This window comes from Chromobacterium haemolyticum (assembly GCF_002081825.1).
Classification (GTDB): domain Bacteria; phylum Pseudomonadota; class Gammaproteobacteria; order Burkholderiales; family Chromobacteriaceae; genus Chromobacterium; species Chromobacterium fluminis.
Genome location: NZ_MUKU01000045.1, coordinates 20539 through 37712, shown reverse-complemented (window position 1 = coordinate 37712; position 17174 = coordinate 20539). Strand labels below are relative to the sequence as shown.

Annotated in this window: 16 protein-coding genes; 2 read left to right on the top strand and 14 right to left on the bottom strand. The window is 62.2% G+C overall.

What is annotated here, in order from left to right; genetic code table 11:
* On the top strand, positions 1 to 149 hold a 149-nt coding region (locus B0T39_RS22125; RefSeq protein WP_141111082.1), incomplete at its 5' end, for a transposase.
* Positions 150 to 394: 245 nt separating this feature from the next.
* On the opposite strand, the gene B0T39_RS22120 is transcribed toward B0T39_RS22125, so the two are convergent.
* The 4 genes from B0T39_RS22120 to B0T39_RS22110 all read right to left on the bottom strand — a co-directional run bounded on the left by B0T39_RS22120 (position 395) and on the right by B0T39_RS22110 (position 5048).
* Positions 395 to 1708, bottom strand: coding sequence for a sodium-dependent transporter (locus tag B0T39_RS22120; RefSeq protein ID WP_081550554.1), 1314 nt, complete (start codon positions 1706 to 1708; stop codon positions 395 to 397).
* Positions 1709 to 1721: 13 nt separating this feature from the next.
* A complete protein-coding gene (locus B0T39_RS25330) occupies positions 1722 to 1928 on the bottom strand; it encodes a hypothetical protein (protein WP_141111353.1) in 207 nt (68 codons plus the stop codon).
* Positions 1925 to 3301, bottom strand: coding sequence for an amino acid permease (locus tag B0T39_RS22115; protein ID WP_081550552.1), 1377 nt, complete (start codon positions 3299 to 3301; stop codon positions 1925 to 1927). Before B0T39_RS22115 ends, B0T39_RS25330 begins: the two co-directional genes overlap by 4 nt.
* Positions 3302 to 3671: 370 nt before the next feature.
* Positions 3672 to 5048 carry an amino acid permease gene (locus B0T39_RS22110; RefSeq protein WP_081550550.1) on the bottom strand — a complete coding sequence of 459 codons (1377 nt, stop codon included), beginning with the start codon at positions 5046 to 5048 and terminating at the stop codon, positions 3672 to 3674.
* Positions 5049 to 5562: 514 nt separating this feature from the next.
* Here B0T39_RS22110 and B0T39_RS22105 point away from each other — a divergent pair.
* The gene (locus tag B0T39_RS22105; RefSeq protein ID WP_081555196.1) at positions 5563 to 6285 is read left to right on the top strand and encodes a glycine zipper 2TM domain-containing protein; all 723 of its coding nucleotides are present in this window, start codon (positions 5563 to 5565) and stop codon (positions 6283 to 6285) included.
* Positions 6286 to 6400: 115 nt separating this feature from the next.
* Here the strand turns inward: B0T39_RS22105 and B0T39_RS22100 are convergent, their stop codons facing one another.
* The 10 genes from B0T39_RS22100 to bioB all read right to left on the bottom strand — a co-directional run bounded on the left by B0T39_RS22100 (position 6401) and on the right by bioB (position 17071).
* Positions 6401 to 7258, bottom strand: a complete 858-nt coding sequence (locus B0T39_RS22100; RefSeq protein ID WP_081550548.1) for a sterol desaturase family protein — start codon at positions 7256 to 7258, stop codon at positions 6401 to 6403.
* Between the two features lie 121 nt (positions 7259 to 7379).
* Complete coding sequence (locus tag B0T39_RS22095; protein ID WP_081550546.1) at positions 7380 to 8033, bottom strand: glutathione S-transferase family protein; 654 nt, start codon at positions 8031 to 8033, stop codon at positions 7380 to 7382.
* Between the two features lie 90 nt (positions 8034 to 8123).
* Entirely contained in the window at positions 8124 to 9023 is a 900-nt protein-coding gene (locus B0T39_RS22090; RefSeq protein WP_081550544.1) for a patatin-like phospholipase family protein, read from the bottom strand.
* A 15-nt stretch (positions 9024 to 9038) separates the two neighbouring features.
* Complete coding sequence (locus B0T39_RS22085; protein WP_081550542.1) at positions 9039 to 9584, bottom strand: GNAT family N-acetyltransferase; 546 nt, start codon at positions 9582 to 9584, stop codon at positions 9039 to 9041.
* Between the two features lie 3 nt (positions 9585 to 9587).
* A complete protein-coding gene (gene bioC, locus B0T39_RS22080; protein ID WP_081550540.1) occupies positions 9588 to 10490 on the bottom strand; it encodes a malonyl-ACP O-methyltransferase BioC in 903 nt (300 codons plus the stop codon).
* Positions 10487 to 11251 carry a pimeloyl-ACP methyl ester esterase BioH gene (gene bioH / locus B0T39_RS22075; RefSeq protein WP_081550538.1) on the bottom strand — a complete coding sequence of 255 codons (765 nt, stop codon included), beginning with the start codon at positions 11249 to 11251 and terminating at the stop codon, positions 10487 to 10489. The genes bioC and bioH overlap by 4 nt, the downstream gene beginning before the upstream one ends.
* A gap of 24 nt (positions 11252 to 11275) precedes the next feature.
* On the bottom strand, positions 11276 to 11905 hold the full coding sequence (locus B0T39_RS22070) for a class I SAM-dependent methyltransferase (protein WP_081550536.1): 630 nt from the start codon (positions 11903 to 11905) through the stop codon (positions 11276 to 11278).
* Positions 11895 to 14744, bottom strand: coding sequence for a bifunctional diguanylate cyclase/phosphodiesterase (locus tag B0T39_RS22065; protein ID WP_081550534.1), 2850 nt, complete (start codon positions 14742 to 14744; stop codon positions 11895 to 11897). Before B0T39_RS22065 ends, B0T39_RS22070 begins: the two co-directional genes overlap by 11 nt.
* Before the next feature lie 72 nt (positions 14745 to 14816).
* Positions 14817 to 15971, bottom strand: a complete 1155-nt coding sequence (gene bioF / locus B0T39_RS22060; RefSeq protein WP_081550532.1) for an 8-amino-7-oxononanoate synthase — start codon at positions 15969 to 15971, stop codon at positions 14817 to 14819.
* Between the two features lie 116 nt (positions 15972 to 16087).
* Positions 16088 to 17071, bottom strand: a complete 984-nt coding sequence (bioB, locus tag B0T39_RS22055; RefSeq protein WP_081550530.1) for a biotin synthase BioB — start codon at positions 17069 to 17071, stop codon at positions 16088 to 16090.
* Between the last annotated feature and the right edge of the window lie 103 nt (positions 17072 to 17174).

Genomic DNA, 17174 nt, shown 5'->3' with positions numbered 1-17174 from the left:
CGGTGATGCCTCAACGTTGGGTGGTGGAGCGCTCATTTGCTTGGCTTGAGAAATGCCGACGGTTATGGAAGAACTGCGAGCGGAAACTCAATACCAGCTTGCAGTTCATCCATTTAGCCTTCCTCGTGCTGTTGCTCAAAAGATCGTGAACAGGCTCTTAGAACCTGTTTACGATCTGCTACGCGTCTGCGGGATAGTTGGACAAGGGCGTTGAAACCAACTTCGAAATGCTCATGTACCACCTGTACATTCCGCTTTCTCAGCTGTTTTCGCCTTGTCTCGCCTTAGCTCGCGAGATCGTAAAAACGTTCTGAGAACCCGTTCGGAGCCAGCGTGAGCCGCTTTCGCGGCGCGCGGCCGGCAATGGGCAGCGGGCCGCGCGCGGAACCCCGGCTCAGATATTGTAGACCAGCACCAAACCGATCAGGACCGGCGCCGCCCAGCAATAGATGAAACGCACGCCGGACGCCAAGGCCCTGGGCAGTTGCAACTCGGCTCGCATGGTCGGCCAGATCACCCAGCCGGCGAAGCAGGCGGTGCCGATGCCGCCCAGCGGCAGCAGGATGTTGGACGCGGTGTAATCCATCAGCTCGAACACATTGCGGCCGAACAGCTTCCAATCCGCCAGCGGCCCAAAGGACAATGCCGCCGGCACCCCGGCGCAAAACACCAGCAGACAGATGAGCAGCGTCGCCTTGCGGCGGCCGACGCCCCATTCGTCGATGGGAAACACCGCCACCAGTTCCAGCAAGGACACCGAAGAAGTCAGCGCCGCCATCAGCAGCAGCAGAAAGAAAGCCGTCGCCAAGCCTTGGCCGAAAGGCAGGTGGTTGAACACCACCGGCATGGTCATATAGGTCAGGCCCGGACCGGCCTGCGGATCCAGACCGAAAGCGTAGATCGCCGGAAAGATCATCAGGCCGGCCAAGACCGAGGTCAGCGTGGTCAGGCCGGTCACCCACAAAGCCGCTCCCGCCAGTTTCGCGTCCCTGCCCAGGTAGGAACCGTAGGCGATCATGCAGCCGGCGCCCACCGACAAGGAGAAGAAGGCCAGGCCCAAGGCCTCCACCAACATGCCCGGCGTCACTTTGGAGAAATCCGGCGTCAGCAGGGCCACCACGCCGGCCTCCGCGCCCGGCAAGGTCAGCGAGCGCGCGATCAGGCCCAGCATCAGCAGGAACAACAACGGCATCAGCACCTTGCCGGCCCGCTCAATCCCCTTCTGCACCCCGCACATCACCACCAGCAAGGTCAGCCCGGTGAACAAGGCGTGAGTCAGCAGGGATTCGAAGGGATCGGACACATAATCGCCGAACAGGCGCGCCAGCGCCGCCGGGTCGTTGCTCATCACCCGGCCGTCCACCGCGCGCAGCAGATAGCCCAGAGTCCAGCCGCCCACCACGCTGTAGAAGGAAAACACTAGAAAGCCGCACAATACGCCGGCGTAGCCCACCAGCTTCCAGCGGCGCGAGCCCAGCTGGGCGAAAGCGCTCACCGCGCCGCAGGCCGCCGCGCGGCCGATGGCGATCTCGGCCAACAGCAAGGCGATGCCCAAGGTGAAGGTCAGCAATAGATAGATCAGTAGAAAGGCGCCGCCGCCGTTCATCGCGGAGACGTAAGGAAACTTCCAGATGGAGCCCAGGCCGACCGTGGCGCCGGCCGAAGCCAGAATGAAACCGAGGCGGGAACCCCATTGCGTGCGAGACATGACAACTCCTGAGTCAGAACAGTTTGCCGCCGCACAGGGTAACGCTGAATACAACAAGGCCGCCCATGACGGCGGCCCGGAAAATAGATGAGAAAATCCCTGGCGCGCCGATTAGCTGCGCCACCACCACGATTTGGTCTGGAATGGGATCTTCTGCTTCATAAGTGTGCCAGCATGCCGGTTTACGCCTCAGTACGTCAAGCCCGGCATGCGCGCTCACGCCTGGTCGACCGCCAAGCCGTCCTCGGCCGTCCCCGCCCGCTTCAGCCGGAAACCCAGCCACAACACCAACAGCCAGGCCGGCAGCACATACACCGATACCGCGACGCCCGGCGTGAACAGCATCACGCCCAGAATCATCGCCATAAAGGCCAGGCACAGCCAGTTGGCCGCCGGATGCCACAGGGAAGCGAACACCAGCTTGCGGCCGCCCTGAGCACGGCGGAACTTCAGATGCGTCAGGCTGATCATCGCCCAGTTGATCACCAGCGCGGTCACCACCAAGGACATCAGCAGCGCCAGCGCCCCATTGGGCAACAGATAATTAAGCACCACGCCGGCGAAAGTCGCCAATGCCGAGAACAAGGTGGCATTGACCGGCACCCCGCGCTTGTCCAGCTTGGCCATGCGCTTGGGCGCATTGCCCTGCTGAGCCAGGCTGAACAACATGCGGCTGGTGGCGTAGACGCCGCCGTTGTACACCGACAAAGCCGCGGTCAGCACCACGAAATTGAGCCCGTGCGCGGCGAAACCGGCGCCGATCTGCTCGAAAATCATGACGAAGGGGCTACCGCCGGCGGCCACCTTGCTCCACGGATATAAGGACAGCAATACCGCCAGCGAGCCGATATAGAAAATCAGCACGCGGTAGATCACCTGGTTCACCGCCTTGGGAATGGTTTTCTGCGGGTCCTGGGTCTCCGCCGCCGCCATGCCGATCAGCTCCAGCCCTCCGAAGGAGAACATGATCACCGCCATCGTCATGAACAAGCCGCCAAAGCCGTGCGGGAAGAAGCCGCCATCGCGCCACAGATTGCTCACCGAGGCCTGCGGGCCGCCGCTACCGGACAAGAGCAGATAGCCGCCGAACACGATCATCGCAATCACCGCGCCCACCTTGATCAGCGCGAACCAGAACTCCGTCTCGCCATAGTATTTGACGCTGCTCAGATTGACGCCGGTGATCGCCACGAAGAACACCAGCGCGGTGACCCAGGTGGGCACATCCGGCCACCAGTAGCGCACGTATTCACCGGCGGCCGTCAGCTCGGCCATGCCGGCCAACACATACAGCGCCCAGTAATTCCAACCGGACAAGAAGGCGGGAAACTTGCCCCAGTAACGGTCGGCGAAATGGCTGAGCGAACCGGCCACCGGCTCTTCGGCCAGCATTTCGCCCAATTGGCGCATGATCAGGAAAATGATGAAGCCGGCGACGGCGTAGCCGAGAATCATCGATGGTCCGGCCGCTTTCAACACGCTGGCCGAGCCCAGGAACAGACCGGTGCCGATCGCGCCGCCCAGCGCGATCAACTGAATATGGCGGTTTTTCAGCTCGCGCTTCAAACCGGTGGAAGTGGGGGTAACGCTCACCTTGGCGTCTCCTGCTGATTGAGTGAATGGAACGGTATTGCTTCATCAATGCAGCAAGGCCCTTATCACTCGCAAACTGGACAAACTGTCCAATAAAACCAGCAAGACATCCCTATTACATACATCAACTTCAAACAAACCATGACCAGATTAAACAAAATAAGACATATGGTCAAAAAACATTTAACTATATTTGGCAAATGATTGTATATCAATGCCATGACTTCAATTTATTAGACATATCGTCCAATAAACATTTCAGGCCGGATAAGCCTACGTAAAAAAGCAGGGCCACCTAGGGGAGGGGGCCCTGCCGATTGGGGAGGGGGCCCTGCCGATTACGGTCGCCGTGCGACCGATGAGAACATCCTCAAGGCGTTTGGCGCGCGGGCTCCGCCGCCGGCGCGCCCTTGGCGCGATAACCTACCCACAACAACCCCAGCCATATCGGCAACACATAGACCGATACCGCGGCGCCCGGCGTCAGCAGCAGGATCAGCAAAATCATCGCCATGAAGGCCAGGCAGACCCAGTTGGTCAGCGGGAACCAAAATGATTTGAATACCATTTGTTCGCCGGCCTCGACCTTGGCGCGACGGAACTTCAAGTGCGTCAGACTGATCATCGCCCAGTTGGTCACCAAGGCGGCCACCACCAGCGACATCAAGATGCCCAGCGCCTCGCCCGGCAACACATAGTTGAGGATTACGCAGGCGAAGGTCGCCGCCGCCGACACTAGGATCGCCGTCACCGGCACGCCGCGTTTGTCCACTTTCATCAAAGTCTTGGGCGCATTGCCCTGCTTGGCCAGGCCGTACAGCATGCGGCTATTGGCGTAGACGCTGCTGTTGTATACCGACAGCGCCGCAGTCAACACCACAAAGTTGAGCAGGTTGGCGGTGAGGCCGGAACCAATCTGCTGGAAGATCATCACGAAGGGGCTGCCGCCGGACGCCACCTTGCTCCACGGGTACAGGGACAGCAGCACCACCAGCGAACCGATGTAGAAGATCAGAATGCGGTAGATCACCTGATTCACCGCCTTGGGAATGGTGGTTCGCGGATTGTCCGCCTCAGCCGCGGTCAAGCCAATCAGTTCCAGGCCGCCGAAGGAGAACATGATCACCGCCATCATCATGAACAGGCCGCTGAAACCATGCGGGAAGAAGCCGCCATCGCTCCACAGGTTGCTGAACGAGGCTTGCGGACCGCCGGTGCCGGTCAGCAGCAGGTAGCCGCCGAACAGAATCATGGCAATCACCGCCACCACCTTGATCAGCGCGAACCAGAACTCCGCCTCGCCGTAAACCTTGACGTTGGCCAGATTGATGCCGTTGATACAGACGAAGAACACCAGCGCCGACACCCAGGCGGGCACATGCGGCCACCAGTACTGCACATAGGCGCCGACGGCGGTGAGCTCGGCCATGCTGACCAGGATGTACAGCACCCAGTAGTTCCAGCCGGACAGGAAGCCGGCGAAATCGCCCCAGTAACGGTAGGCGAAGTGGCTGAACGAGCCAGCCACCGGCTCCTGGGCCACCATTTCGCCCAGTTGGCGCATGATCATGAAGGCGATCAGGCCGGCGATGGCGTAGCCCAGAATCATGGACGGACCGGCGGCTTTCAGCACGCTGGCCGAACCGAGAAACAGGCCGGTGCCCACCGCGCCGCCCAGCGCGATCAATTGGATGTGGCGGTTTTTCAAGCCGCGTTTCAAACCGGCTTCGGTGGAGATATCAGTCAAGGCTGCCCCCTAAAATCATCATTTTCCAGCAACATTAATACCAACAGCATGACAATTCAGGCAAGCCGCGTCGTTCCTGTTGCAAACATCAACAAGCTGGACATTAAGCACTCAAGCCCGCCTCGCGTCAAATGAAGACATTGGATTTTTATGCCTTAATAGCGTCATATATTGGATACAATGAAATTAAATTCGATTATTTAAACAAAAACTTTGCTCTAATTGCTCAATTATCTGCAGACTACTGCAAATTTCTGCTACGAGTCCACTCCCCCGCCCCAACAATACCAAAGACATATAAGCAAGCGTTTGCTCGCCGATATCTTGATTTAAATCAAACCGCTACAGATAGCCGATTCCCGCTCTCGTCACCGTAAACGCTAACGACTCGCCACTTTTAGTAACAAATGGAAAACATTTAATTTGCAACTGTCTGCCACCATAAAGTGTCTGAATTTCATCTCACTCATCATGATTACGGCCGCATAGACGGCCTGCTTTTTGGAGACGAACCATGAAACAATCCTTGTTGATCGCCAGCGTGCTGGGCGGCGGCATTGCCCTTGGCGGCCTGGGCGTGGCCGGCTATCAGGCCGTGAAATCCAACCCGCAAACCGCGGCCGCGCCTCAGCAAACCGCCAGCGCGCCGGCCGCAGCATCCGCCGCCGCGGTTCTGCCGCCCACGGTGGCCTCCGCTCCGGTTACCGTCGCGGCGGCCGCGCCGGCCGCCGCTCAAACGGCTCAAGCCGTTGCGAAGCCCGCCGAACCAAGCGCGCCGGCCAAGCCCGCGGCGCCGGTTCACGCCACGCATGCCCGCATTCTGGCGGTGACGCCGATCAAGGAAACCGTCAATGCGCCCAAGCAGGTCTGCCATCAGGAGCAAGTGACCCATCAAGCGCCGGTGCAGGATCAAAACCGCATCGCGGGCTCGGTGATAGGCGGCGTGCTCGGCGGCGTGCTGGGCAATCAGGTGGGCGGCGGCAACGGCAAGAAAGCCGCCACCGTGATCGGCGCGCTGGCCGGCGGCTTGGCCGGCAACAAGGTGCAGGAAGGCATGCAACAACGCGATCAGGTCAACAGCACCCAGACCATTTGCAATGAAGTGAACGAAAGCAGCGAGAAGGTCGTCGGCTACGACGTCAAATACTCGCTGGACGGCAAGACCGGCACCGTCCGCATGGATCGCAAGCCCAAGGGCAAGACCTTGCCGGCCAAGAACGGCAAAGTGCTGGTTTAAAACCCGCTCACGATCTGTTGCGCGTCGGCGATACTGCATTGAAACGTTCTTCAAGCGACAAACCATCCTGATCGCCACGCAAAAGCGGACCTCCCGGTCCGCTTTTTTCATGCCCTCAGCGCCAGCGCGCCGCGGCCGCCTCCGCCTCTTCCGGCGGGCCGAACAAGACCGTCCAACGGTCTTTCCAGTTTGGCGCGCGCCAGGCTTCGCGCAGCATGTCGCGCCATTCCACCACGCTAACCCACAGCGGATTGAAGCTGTTCACCGGCTTGACGGTGCCGTAGTCGCATGGGTCGTCGGCGCTCTCTTCGACATAGGTGCCGAACAGGCGGTCCCAGACCACCAGCACGCCGGCGTAGTTATGGTCGATGTAGCGCGGATTCTTGGCATGGTGGCCGCGATGGATGGACGGGGTGTTGAGCACGAACTCCAGCCAACCCAGCTTGGGGCAGGCCTGGGTATGCACGAAGAACTGGAAGGCCAGGTTCAGCAACACCACGCCCACCACCTGCTCCGGCGGAAAGCCCAGCCAGGCCAAGGGCAGCCAGAACGCCCACATGCCGGCCAGCGGATACATCAGGCTTTGACGGAAGGCGGTGGTGAAATTCATGCGGGTGGAGCTGTGATGCACGCTATGCGCCGCCCACAGCCAGCGCACCCGGTGGCTGACGCGGTGAAACCAGTAGTAGAGAAAATCCTGGCCAATGAACAGCAGCAGGAAACTGAGCCAGGAATCGGAAAACTGAAACAAACGGTGCTGCTGGTAAATCCATGCGTACAAGGGCAGCACCAGCACCCAGGCCAGCTTGTCCGCGCCCTGGTGCAACAAACCCAAACAGGCACAGCACACCGAGTCTCGCCAGTCGTAAAGGCTGAGCCGGCCCTGCCGGCGCAGATGCCACAACTCGCCGGCCACAAAGGCCAGAAACACCGGCGCCATCGCCAGCAGCAGCAACTGAATATCGAACTTCATCACGGTCTCCCGCTTGGGCAAGGCGTTTGCGCTGTGGGCAAACACTTGATTGGAGTTTGAGCTCTATAATTACTCAAACGCCGCATGCCGGCAAGCGGATCAGCCTGGCCTGCGGTCTACCCTACTGCTGCTGACGCGCGCGAAACGCGGTCAAGGCCGCCTCTCTCTCGCTCCAGGTCCGGTTCACGCTCCTGCGCGCGGACAGGCGCTGCAAATAGGCCTCTCGGTCGGGGAAGGCGGCGGTCACGTCTTCGCCCAGCAAGGCTTTGCTCATCTGCTCCAGCGCCGGCAGGATGCAGGCGGCGCTGATGTCGGCGCTGCTGAAATCTTCGCCACAGGCCCAAGGCCCGTAATCCAGCAACTGCGCGCAGGCCGCCACGCCTCGAGTGATCTGCTGGCGAGCGGCGTCAATGCCGCCGGCTTCCAGCGGGCTGCCGAACAGCCAATGGCGGTAAAGCGGCAGCGCCGGCAACAACACGTACAAATCCAGCATCGCGCTCAGTTGGCGCGCGTGAGCGCGGCCGTTCGGCGTCGGCGGCAGCAAGGAGGCGGTGGGATAGGCGTCCTCCAGCCATTCCAGGATCACCGATGACTCCGCCATGGCGTGGCCGCCCACTTCGATAAAAGGAATCTTGCCCATCGGGCTCTTCGCCAGCAGTTCTTCCTGCTGCGAAGGGGCGGTGAGGATTTCTTGGAAGTTGACGCCCTTTTCCAGCAAGGCGATTTTGACCTTGTTGTAATAAGGGGACAGCGCAGCGCCGTAAAGCTTGATCATTCAGGTCTCCAGGCAGGCCGTGCCTGCGGTTGCTGATGGAAGGCGGCCAGCCATGCCGCGATGCAGGACCAGCCCGGCAGCATTATGCCATTACTTATTCATGGCAATGGCTTTTTGCTGCAGCAATTGCCGGATCTGCGGCAGCGCCGCCTGCGCCGCGCGCTCACCTTCCAGAATAGCCTGATGACGCGCGTCGAATTGAGCGGATCCGATATTCTGCACTTGCGGGCGGATCACCACCTCGGCCTGCTTCAGCTCTTGCGCCAGCGCCGGTCCGTTCATGATGTTCAGGCTCTGGTCCAGCATGGACAGAAAGCCGGTGGCGGCGCCCTTGCGCGGCCGCGCCGAGATATCGACGGCGATGACAAAGTCCGCGCCCATCTCGCGCGCGGCGCTGACTGGCACCGGGCTGACCAGGCCGCCGTCGACATAACTCTTGTTGCCTATCTTCACCGGCAGGAACACATTGGGAATGCTGGCCGACGCGCGCACGGCCTGGCCGGTGTTGCCCAGGCGGAACACCACTTTGCGGCCGCTGTCCAGCTCGGTGGCCACCGCGCCGAACGGGCGCGGCAGTTGTTCCATGGTCTTGTTGGCCACCTGAGCGTTGATCCAGTTCTGTAGTTTCTCGCCCTTGATCACGCCCTTGCTGGACAAGGTCCAGTCGGTGAGGTTGGATTCGTCCAATTGAATCGCCCGGCTCTGCAACTGCATGCCGCTGAGACCGGACGCGTACAGGCTGCCGACCACGCTGCCGGCGCTGGTGCCGGTCACCAGATCCGGCGTGAGGCCGGCGGCTTCCAACACCTTGATCACGCCAACGTGGGCGAAGCCCTTGGCCGCGCCGCCGCCCAGCGCCAAGCCGATCTTGGGCTTCAGCACCGGCTTGGGCGGCACCGCCGCGGGAGGGGAAGACAAGGTGGAACAAGCCGACAGCAGCGCGGCCATGCCCGCCAACAGCCAGGGGCGGAGTGTGTGTTTACTCATCATGATTTCATCGGGCTTTCAGGCATCGGCGGTGGTCGGAACCGCCCCAACGGACGCGCAATCCAGCATCACGTAATTCAGATGCCGCGCGCCCTCCAATTCGAAATGGCATTCGCCGTGAACGGTCATGCCTAGCCGGCGGTAGAACGCGATCGCGCGCTCGTTGCGGTGCCACACCGTCAGCCACAAACTCGGTTGTCCGGGAAGAGCCAACGCCCATCCCCGCGCCGCTGCCAGCAAACGTCGGCCCAGGCCTTCCCCGGTTCGGCTCTCCACCAGATAAAGCCGGTGCATTTCCACGGTGGGGAAATCGCAGCCTCGGCATGGGCTGTCCAGCTTCATCAGCGCATAGCCAAGCAAAAATCCATCTTGCTCCATCACCAACAGATGATGCGAGGAACTGGCGATCAGCGTCTCGAAATTGGCCGGCGTGAATTCGTTCAGCACATAGTCGGCCATGTCCCTGCGGACGCCGTCGGTCACGTAGGTGCTCAGCCACACTTGAATCGATAAAGCGGCCAGGCAAGCGGCGTCTGCTTGCGTCGCCGAGCGGATGGTCGGCATCGCCTATTCCGGCCGTTTCTTGACGAACTCGATCACCTGGCGGCCGTCGTCGCTGAACTTGGCCAGTTTCTTATCGCCGCCCTTCCAGGCATGGCCGTACACCACCTCGTAGGTGGCCGGCAGCTTGCCGTCGCGGCGCAAATCCTCATACGCCGCCTCCACCCGCTGCCAGGCGTGCTTGCCCATCAGGCCGCGTCCGCGGCCGCTGGTGGCGTTGTGCGCGCCGATGGCTTTCAGGTCCGCCATCACCTCGCGGGCGCGGCCATAGGTCAACACGATTTTTTCCATGTCCATCACCGGCTCGGCGAAACCGGCGCGCATCAGCGCGTCGCCCAGATCGTGCATGTCGATGAATTGGTTGACGTGGGTGGCGCGGTCCACTCCGGCGAAGGCGCCCCGCAGTTCATGCAGGGTATCCGGGCCCAGGGTGGAAAACATCAGCATGCCTTCGGGCTTCAACACGCGGCGGAATTCGGCGAACACGCTATCCGGCACGTTGACCCACTGGATGGTGAGGCTGGACCAGATCATGTCCACGCTGGCGTCGGCCAGCGGCAGGCGCTCGACGTCGGCCACCACCTGCCACGGCAGGCTGGGACGGAACAGTTTCTTCAACAGCCCGTCGCCGCTTTGCTGCTTGGCGCGGGAGGCTTGCAGCATCGCCTGAGCCAGGTCCAGTTCCACCACGCGCGCCTCCGGGTAACGGGCGCGCAGCTGGGCCGAGCCGTAACCCGTGCCGGCGCCGGCGTCCAGCACCACTTGCGGCTGAAACTTGATGTAGTCCAGCCGCTCGGACATCCGGTCGGAGACTTCGCGCTGCAAGACCGCGGCGGAGTCGTAGCTGGCGGCGGCCTTCTCGAACGAGGCGCGCACGCGCGCCTTGTCGGTGTAAAACGCTTCAGTCATGCATGGGTTTCCAAATGCTGGGCAAGCGCGGCGACGAATTCGGCTTCGTGCGACAGAAACGGCGCGTGCGACGCTTGCGGAAATTCATAAAGCCGGGCATCGCCCAGCGCGTCGGCCAGCCAACGGCCGGCGCCTATCGGCGTGATGGCGTCGCGGGCGCCGTAGAACAGGCCCACCGGGCATTGAATGCGGCCGGCCAGCGCGCGCGCGTCGGCCATAAGCAACAGCTCCAGCGCCGGCAGCAGGCCTTGCGGCCGGCCATGGGCGAACAAGTCCGCGCGCAAGGCCTTCAGCGTGTCGCGCGCGGACGGCGCGCCCATCATCTGCAAAGCCAGGAAACGTTCCAACGTCTGCTCGAAGGCGCCGTCCAGACTGGCGGCCACGGCTTCAATGGACTTGCGCTCCTGCGCGTGCGGCCAGCTGTCGTCGCGCACGAAGCGCGGGCTGGTCGCCACCAAGGCCAGGCTCTTGATTTTGTCGGGATGGCGGGCCGCCCAATGCTGGGCGATCAAGCCGCCCAGCGACCAGCCCACCAATTGCAGCGGCAACGGAAAAGCCTGATCCAACAGATCGGCCACCGCGTCGGCGTCGAAGGAGGCCAATGGGGCGGACGCGCCGTGACCGGGCAGGTCGACCAGATGCACGCAATGGCCAACGGCCAATTGCGCCGCCACGCGGCTGAACACGCCGCCATGCAAGCCCCAACCGTGCAGCAGGACTACGTCCGGGCCTTGACCCAGCGTTTCAACAAACAGACTCATGGACGACCAGATGGGGTGAAACCTTCATTTTCGCAAGATCGCGATGCGAAAGAAACCACCTAGTCCGGCATCTTCGTCATGAACCTTGCTTAAACGACAGGCCGCCAGGATATCCTCCAGCCGGCGGTTGATGTCGGTGGCGATCACGCGCGACAGCAGGTTGCCGGCGCTGCGCAACAAAGACGGCCGCCGGCCGTCGGGCAGGAATTTATCGAACACCGCCGCCCGTCCGCCGGGTTTGAGCACGCGCTCCACTTCGCGGATGCAGGCTTGCGGGTCCGGCACCACCGCCAACGCCAGATGCAGCACCACCGCGTCAAAGCTGGCGTCGGGGAAATCCATCGCCTGCGCGTCCATCACCCTGGCATCCACCGCCATGCCCAGGGCCACCGCGTGAGCACTCAGCCGCGCCAGCATGCCGTCCGAGATGTCGATGGCGGCCACATGGCGGCAGCGCACCATAAAATCCAGATCCAAACCGGTGCCGGCGGCCACCAACAGGATGCGTTCCTCTGGCTGCGGATTGAGCAAGGCGATGGAACGGCGACGGCGCGCGGCGAAAGCCTGCGCCACCCTGTCGTAGACCGGAGCGTACAGATTGTAGCGCCAGCGGTTGAATGTCTGCGGCCAACGCCGCCATCCGCTAGCGCTCACTTTGGAACGCCTTGCGGAAGCGGGCCAGCCGCTCCCAGTCCACGCCCTGGGCCGGTGCCGGAGCGGCGAAGTAAAAGCCCTGCAGTTTGCCGCAGCCCATCTTTTTGAGCATGGCCAGTTGAGCCGCGGTTTCCACGCCTTCGGCCACCACCTCCAGATCCAAGGCCTTGGCCAACGCCAGAATGGCCCGCACGATAGCCGCCGATTCCTGAGTGCGGTCCAGGTCGAAGACGAAGGACTGGTCTATTTTCAGCACATCGAAGCGATAGCGGTGCAGATAGGACAGCGCTGAATAACCGGTGCCGAAGTCGTCCAAGGCCAGCCGCACCCCCAATTCATGCAACGCGTGCATCACGGTCGCGGCGATTTCCGGCTGATCGATCAGCGCGCTTTCGGTGATTTCCAGATGCAGCGTCGCCGGCGGCAGCCGGTAATGCCGAATGCGCTCGCCTATCCAGGCCGCCAGTTCCGGATCGTGGAAATGGGCCGACGACAGATTGATGTGCAGGGCCACCTCCGGCCCCACCCGGCCCTGAGCGCGCCACGCGCTCAATTGAGCGCAGGCGGCGTTCAGCATATAACGGTCCAAACGGGTAATCAGCCCGCTCTCCTCGGCGATGGGCAGGAACAAACCCGGCGAAATCAGACCGCGCTGCGGATGCTGCCAGCGGGCCAAGGCTTCAAAGCCGACCAGCTCGCCGCTGTCGCCTTCAATGAAGGGCTGGAAGTACGGCAGCAGTTGCCCCTCTTCCTCCAGCGCGCGCCGCAGTTCGCTCTCCAGCGCCAACTGGTCCGCCTGGTTGACGCGTAGCTCATGGTTAAACAAGGTATAACCCTGCCGCCCCTGCTGCTTGGTGCAATACATCGCGTGGTCCGCGTCGCGCAGCAGGTCGTCGGCCTTGTGATAATGCTCGTGGTCCGCCAGCACTACCCCGACGCTGGCGGTGGAAAACACCTCCCGCCCCGCCAGGATCACCGGCCGCTCAAACTCGCTGACGATGCGCTGAGCGATGCGCTCGCAGTCGCCGCCGCCGTCCATGCCGAACATCAACACCGCGAACTCGTCGCCGCCCAGCCGCGCCAGAAAATCGTAATGGCGCAAGCAGGAACGGATGCGCGCGCCGGCTTCGAACAAAAGATGGTCGCCGGCTAGGTGACCCAGTGTGTCGTTGACCAGCTTGAAGCGATCCAGATCGATGAACAGCACCGCGAAGCGCTCGCCTCCGCCATGCGAATACGTCTCCCAAGCCCGGCGCAAGGCCTTGGAAAAATAGCTACGGTTAGGCAGCTTGGTCAGCGGATCGTGCAGGCTGTCGAACTCCAACTGGGCGTTGACCGCGTCCAGCTCGCTGGTCCGCTCCCGCACCCGTTGCTCCAGTTCCACGTAAGCGGTTTGCAGGCTTTCCAGCGCCTTGACCCGGGTCAGCGCCGCCCCGATGTGGTTGGCGACGAATTCCAGCACTTCTTGATCGCGGAAGTTGTAGACCACCTCCTCTTCGTAACTTTGCACCGCCAGCACGCCCAAGAGATCGGTACCGCAATACAAGGGCACACCCAGCCAGCTCTTGGGCCTGGGCAGCTCCTCATCGGCCTCGAGCTGGCGGTTCAGCTGCGAATAGGGATCAATCAGCAAAGGCCGTCCGCTGTGCAGCACCTGTTCGACAAAGCCCTTGCCCGGCCTATGCGGCTTGAGCGGCGGCGCGTATTCGTCGGCGCAGTAGGGAAAGCTGATGCAATCTTCGGCCTGATCGTACAAAGCCACCAGGCAATTGCGCGCCGGCACCATTTCGGCCAGCAACCGGTGCAGGCCACCGAGAAAAGCTTCCAGCGACAAGCTGGTATTGGACAACTCCGCGATACGGAACAAGGCGCCCTGGAAACGCTCGGCGCGCTTGCGTTCGGCCACCTCCGCGCGCAGTCGCGCGTTGGCGCCTTCGAGCTCGCTGGTGCGCAGCCAAACCTGGCGCTCCAGCTGGCTGCGATGCAACACCCGCTCCAGCACAAAGCCGACATGGCGGGCGGCGAACAGAAACAACTGCTGCTCGGCCGAGGTTAGCGGCGTTTGATCCTCGTACAGCTGCAGCACCACCGCGCCGATCACATGGCCGCCGGCATTGGCCAGCGGCGCGCCCATCCAGCTGGCCGGCAACAGTCCCTGTCGGCTCAAGCCCTCCTGCTGGCACACTTCCAGCAAGCGTTCCCGGCTCAGCACCACCGGCTTGCCGCCGCGGATCAACCAGGCGGTCAAGGACTGGGCGTGGCCGGCCAGCGGAAAAATGGCGTCGCTGGCGGGCGGAGCGGGATCGCGTTGGTCGATGTAGAAGGGAAAGTGGATAACCTGGGCTTCATCGTCGTACAGAGCAATGTAGAAGTTGCGAGCATCCATCAACCGCATCATCTGACGGTGCAGGCCGGGCAGAACCTGATCGATGGTGCCGCACTCTTCGGCCAATTGCGAAATATCGAACAAGGCTTCATTGGCTTCGCGCGCGGCCACCTGCTCCGCGCCCAGCCGCGCACACAGCAGATGGGCGCACAGCAAGGCCGCGGAAGGATTCAGCGCCGGCCCGGCGCCCCCCCGCCACACCAGCCATCCCAGCACCTGCTCCCCGGCGCGCAAGGGCATGGCCTCACAGCCCGCGTCCAACCGGCCGCCGCCCTCCAACGTCTCTACGCTGGGCAAGGCGTCGGCGGCGCCCAAGGCTGCCAAGAGCTGCCAGGCAGCCCCCAGCTGCCGCCAGACCGCGGCAACGCGCACCCCTCCCTGCTCTTGCAGCAGAGACAGCGCCATTGCGGCGGCCTGCTCTGGCGTCGCCAGATATTCAGCCATGCTCTTCATGTGATTATCGTAGTATGAGTTAGCTGGAAAATCCGGCCATGCCGGCGCGCCCCTCCCCATGGGCGCGCCGGCTCAGGACGCCGCCGCGCGCTGAATACAGGACAGCAAGCGCTGCAAGTGTTCCGGCTGATGCATGGCCGACAAAGACAGACGCAAGCGCGCCGTCCCGGCCGCTACCGTGGGCGGGCGGATCGCCGGCACCCACAAGCCCTGGTCGCGCAGACGGGCGGCCAGGGCCAACGCCTGTTCTTCGCCGCCTATGATAAGTGGCTGAATCGGCGTTCGGGAAGCCCCTACAGAGTATTTGAATTCAGATAGTCCGGATTTGACGGTTTCTATCGATTCCCGCAGCCGCGCGCGCCGCTCGTCCGCCTCCGCGATCAAACGCAGGCTGGCCAGAATCGCACAGGCCAAGGCCGGCGGCTGGGAGGTAGTGTAAATATAGCTGCGCGCGGAATTGATCAGCCACTCCACCAAATCCGTTCCACCGGAGATGAAGGCGCCGGCCACGCCGGCGGCCTTGCCCAAGGTCGCCATGTAAATCAAGCGCGGGCTGGACAGCCCATGCTCGGCCAGCGCGCCGCGGCCATCGCCCAACACGCCGAAGCCATGGGCGTCGTCCACATACAGCCAGGCGTCATAACGCTCGGCCAAGGCCAGCAACGCCGGCAGCGGGGCTTCATCGCCGTCCATGCTGTACACAGACTCCACCGCGATCAGTTTGGAGCGCGCGCTGGACTCCGCCAGCAAACGCTCCAGCTGCGCCAGGTCATTGTGATGAAAGCGCTTGAACTCGGCGCGGCTCAGTCTACAGGCGTCGTTCAGCGAGGCATGGTTCAGCCGGTCGGCGAACACCGCGTCGCCGCGGTCCAGCAAACTGCTGACAATCGCCAGATTGGCCGCGTAACCGGAGCCGAACAATAATGCCGCAGGCTGGCCGACGAATTCCGCCAGCGCCTCTTCGGCCTGCTGTTGCACGCTGAAGTGGCCGGCCAGCAAATGCGAGGAACCGCCGCCCACCCCCCAACGCTCAAGGCCCTGCTGCGCGGCGCGCACCAGAGCCGGGTGATCGGCTAGTCCAAGGTAATCGTTGCTGGCGAAAGAGACATAGGAACGCCCGTCCACCACCACTTCGACTCCTTGCGGGCTATCGATGACCGCGCGTTGGCGACGGCAATGGGTGGCGGAAAGGTCCAGCAGGGCGGCAGGCAGGTCTTGAAGGCGCATATCGGCTCGAAATATCCCGTGAAAAGGGCTTGGCCGGAACCGGCCTCGCCGGCCGCCCAAGCTATTCCTTATATATACATTTTTTACATCGCCCGCGAATCCGCCGCCCAATCCTCTCAAAGCGGCGTCAGATCAAGCTTTTCCAGCAGCAGCCGGTCGGCGTCCACCTCGGGATTGCCGGTCGTCAAGAGCTTGTCGCCGTAAAAGATGGAATTGGCCCCCGCAAGGAAGCACAAAGCCTGCGTGGACTCATCCATTTCCCGGCGTCCGGCGGACAATCGCACATAGGTTTTGGGCATCACAATGCGGGCCACCGCGATGGTGCGCACAAACTCGGTCCAGTCCAGCGGCGCGGCGCCTTCCAGCGGCGTGCCCTCTACCTTGACCAGCTTGTTGATCGGCACCGATTCCGGTTGCGGCTCAAGATTCGCTAGCTGTGCAATCAGACCTGCGCGATCGTTCCGGGTTTCATTCATGCCAACAATACCACCACAGCACACCGATAGACCCGCACTGCGTACTTTTCCCAAAGTGTCGAGGCGGTCTTCATAGTCGCGCGTGGCAATGATATCGGAATATTTGTCCGGCGAGGTATCCAGATTGTGATTGTAATAATCCAGGCCCGCCGCCTTCAGTTTTTCCGCCTGCCCCCCCTTCAATAAACCAAAGGTGGCGCAGGTTTCCAGACCCAAGGCTTTGACTTCCTTGACCATTTCCAAGGTTTTCTCCAAGTCCGCATCCTTGGGGCCGCGCCAGGCCGCGCCCATGCAAAAGCGGCTGGCACCGTTGGCCTTGGCCGAGCGCGCGGCGCTCAAGACCTCGTCAACCGTCAGCATCGGCTGGTTGGGCACCGGCGTGTCGTGATGCGTCGATTGCGGGCAGTAACCGCAGTCCTCCGGACAGCCGCCGGTCTTGATGGAAATCAGCGTGGACAGTTGCACCTTGGTGGGATCGAAGAACTGGCGATGAATCTCGGCCGCGCGGAACACTAGTTCCATGAAGGGCAGCGCCAATAGCGTTTCGATTTCCGCCACAGTCCAGCTGGGAGATTCCGGGTGCGGGGTGGCGGAAGGCTTGAATTCAATAGCGGAAGAATGCATGGTCTATCCTGGCGGTGGTCACTGTCCGGCGATGGAAGGCCTTGATCAGGCAAGGATAATTCCGGCTTCCGCCGTCAGGACCGTCAGAGTGCCACGCCCGGTC